This is a genomic window from Rhodococcus sp. LB1, assembly GCF_001583455.1.
GTDB lineage: Bacteria > Actinomycetota > Actinomycetes > Mycobacteriales > Mycobacteriaceae > Rhodococcus_F > Rhodococcus_F opacus.
The window spans coordinates 1-2,643 of the sequence record NZ_LTCZ01000264.1 but is presented as its reverse complement, the minus strand read 5'-3'; the positions used below and the strand labels follow the sequence as shown (position 1 = coordinate 2,643).

The window sequence follows — 2,643 nt, the reverse complement described above, 5'->3', positions numbered from 1 at the left end:
GTCACCGAGGAACTCAAGGCGCTCTAGGCCCAGTGGGTCGCCGAGCGGAGTGGCCTGGAACGGTTCAGCCGCGCACGATGAGCATGACCTTCTCGCCGCGATCGATGTCGCACCGACGACATCCTCGACCGGATCGACAACATCGTCCCGCCCGGCACACGTCGGCACGCTCAAGCACCGCGCAGACGAGGCCCTGGAGAATTAGACCAACACCGCAGGAATAGTTATGAACGCCGACCCGCATTCTTCCCACCCCGTTAAGGCCAAGACGGACGTTGAGACAGTCATAGATCTGCAAGTCCGCCGGTACAGGATGGCGCAGCGCCGACGCACGAGCGAGAGGATAGCGCAGCAGAGTCAGCGCCATCTCAGTGGAGAGGCCGCCGAAATTATCCGATTTGCCCTGATCTGGGCACCATACGGCGGAGTACCTGCCGACGAGGCACTCCAGAGGTTCGGGATGTCGACGCGGCGTTTCATCGAAAGGCTCTGGCAGGCCGCAGAAGAAGCGGGATGCGACCTGCAAATCACCAATCAATTCGCGAGGATATACCCACGCCATAACTCGCGCTGACTGGATCCGAACAAGACGCGTGGAACTGTTTCCACTCCTGTGCCCAGCGCCGCAGCCGGTTTCGGTGGAACAGGGTGTGTGCGAGTGCGGCGGCGAGGAGTACGGCGCCGGCCGTGAGGGCCCAGACCCCGCATGCGGCGGTCACGGCGAGGGCGGTGTTTTCCCGGCTGTCGGGGATGGGGCCCGTGAGGTTGCCGTCGGCGTCGACGCTGATGGTGATGGCCTGGCCGGCCTTCGCGGGCGTGTCGGTGGGGACGGCGGCGGTGCGCTCCCCGTGGGGTGTGGTCCAGCGGGCTCGGGCGGTGTTCTGGGTGCCGGCGGGACGGAGCGCGTAGTCGGGGATGTCGGGGGCGGGGTAGGTGTCCTCGAGCAGGACTGCGGGGAGGTGGTGGACGCCGGCGCGCAGCGTGTGGGTTTGGTGTTCCAGCCGGGTGTGCGTGACGGTGCCGAACGCGGCGGCGACGGGGATCAGCAGCAGGACCACGGCCGCGATGAGCAGGATGAGGGTGGCCTCGTAGCGGTCGCTGGGGCGCATCAGGTGGTTGCGGCTCCACGGGCGCAGCCGCCACCACCGGATCGGTGCGGCCACCGGTACCGGTGCCGATTCTCCCCGACGCATGGTCACCTCCAGCAGGATCTCTGCTTCCCTCCCTTCGATTGTGCGACGGAATCCGCGGTGGTGTTTCCGTACGTTGCTCGGCGAGCGCCGGAAAGGCTCACGCAGGGTGTTTCAGGCGGAGTGCATTGTGGGTGTATTCCTCGACTGCCTCGTGCATGAGTCGTCGCTGGGCTTGCGGTGCTGGCCGCGTGAATTTGTCGAGATCGTTGCTTGGTGGCAGTGGCAGTCGGACTTGCCGTTTGGGGAGGCGCCGCTGATGCCCGCGTCCTGCGGCAGGGATGGGCTGACCGGCGCGGCCTTCTTGAGTAGGGCCAGGCCAGCCACGCGGCGTCGTTGACTTGCATGGCGGTGGCCGAGTCCGTCCGAGCCATGTCGTGCTCGGCCGCGACCGGTGGGCGCACCTTCGCACTCGCCGCTCGAATGGGAAACGGGGTTTAGAGGTAGCGGGTCGCCGATCTCGTGTCCGACGATGTCACTGCGTTCGCGCAACCGACTGGCGGGCTGCGCCGGTTGCTGTTGCGCGAACGCAGCACGTCGGGTTTTGTGTTGGGCGTTTCTGGGTGGCCGCCGACGGCACCGTAGTGGCGGCTGCTGCAGCTGTCCGTGCGCGGGTGGTGTTCGTGCAGGTCGGGTCGCGTACCGGGCCGGGTGGTGCTTATGCTCGATCTCGGGAGTTTCGCCGAGTGGAGAGGTGCATCAGCATGGCCCGAAACAGCGGCAATCGGCCGGTCGGTGGCCCGGAGTTGACGGTCGGTGTCCGGGTGCTTGTCCGCAAGAGCGCCGGGGCCGATCTCACCGGTGGGGTGGTCGAGGATTATGCGGACGACGGGCGGCTGGTCTTTGCCGACACGGAAGATCTGACCATCGATCCGGGTTCCTACCGCTCCGCCCCGAACCCGAGCTCGGGCCCGGATTCGGTCGTGCGGACGCCCGGCCGGCACCGGGGAGAATGATCGGCGGCGGCCGCTTCGTGGCCGCTTCTGGGGCGGCAGCGAACATCGTGCACACGAATGTCGCTAGCAGTCAGTCGATTACATGACTGACGCGGATGAGGTCCTGACGGCGGTACGTCGATCTCATCGCATGATCTGTCGGGTAGCCCTCAGTCGTGGCATAACCGCACCGGACGTGTTTCGTGCTGTGGTGTTGTTCGGAACTGACGTTTCTGGCTTACCGTGTCCGGTATGAGAGGTGATGAGGCTCGCGTGGCCCGGGACTTCGCGGGGTGGTTGTCGTCTCGGGGCTGGACGGTGGTGACCGATTCGGACGTCGTCGACATCGTTGCCGAGAAGGACGGCCACCTGGTCTATGTCGAGGTCAAGGCTGCGGGCTCCGCGCCGGGTTTGGATGTCGATACCGCCATCGGGCAGCTGGTGAGGCGGATGCCGAGCGAACCGGATCGGTCGGTGTCGTTCGCGTTGGTCGTTCGTGACGAGCCGCGATCGGTGGA

The 2,643-nt window shown here is 66.1% G+C and carries 4 protein-coding genes; 2 read left to right on the top strand and 2 right to left on the bottom strand.

From position 1 onward, the window contains the following. Positions 1-64: 64 nt before the first annotated feature. Together AZG88_RS54370 and AZG88_RS28855 are read right to left on the bottom strand one after the other, a co-directional pair. Complete coding sequence (locus AZG88_RS54370) at positions 65-538, bottom strand: hypothetical protein (protein WP_143767492.1); 474 nt, start codon at positions 536-538, stop codon at positions 65-67. Continuing rightward, on the bottom strand, positions 528-1,193 hold the full coding sequence (locus tag AZG88_RS28855) for an Rv1733c family protein (protein ID WP_061699851.1): 666 nt from the start codon (positions 1,191-1,193) through the stop codon (positions 528-530). The genes AZG88_RS54370 and AZG88_RS28855 overlap by 11 nt, the downstream gene beginning before the upstream one ends. 701 nt (positions 1,194-1,894) lie before the next feature. Between AZG88_RS28855 and AZG88_RS28845 the strand changes: the two genes are divergently transcribed. Both AZG88_RS28845 and AZG88_RS28840 read left to right on the top strand, forming a co-directional pair. Beyond that, positions 1,895-2,146 carry a hypothetical protein gene (locus tag AZG88_RS28845; RefSeq protein WP_061699848.1) on the top strand — a complete coding sequence of 84 codons (252 nt, stop codon included), beginning with the start codon at positions 1,895-1,897 and terminating at the stop codon, positions 2,144-2,146. A gap of 252 nt (positions 2,147-2,398) precedes the next feature. Beyond that, on the top strand, positions 2,399-2,643 hold a 245-nt coding region (locus AZG88_RS28840), incomplete at its 3' end, for a hypothetical protein (protein ID WP_061699850.1).

What these genes read in the sequence shown, in the direction of transcription:
- AZG88_RS28855 (WP_061699851.1), bottom strand. Translation starts at nt 1,193, where the DNA reads ATGCGTCGGGGAGAATCGGCACCGGTACCGGTGGCCGCACCGATCCGG.
- AZG88_RS28845 (WP_061699848.1), top strand. Translation starts at nt 1,895, where the DNA reads ATGGCCCGAAACAGCGGCAATCGGCCGGTCGGTGGCCCGGAGTTGACG.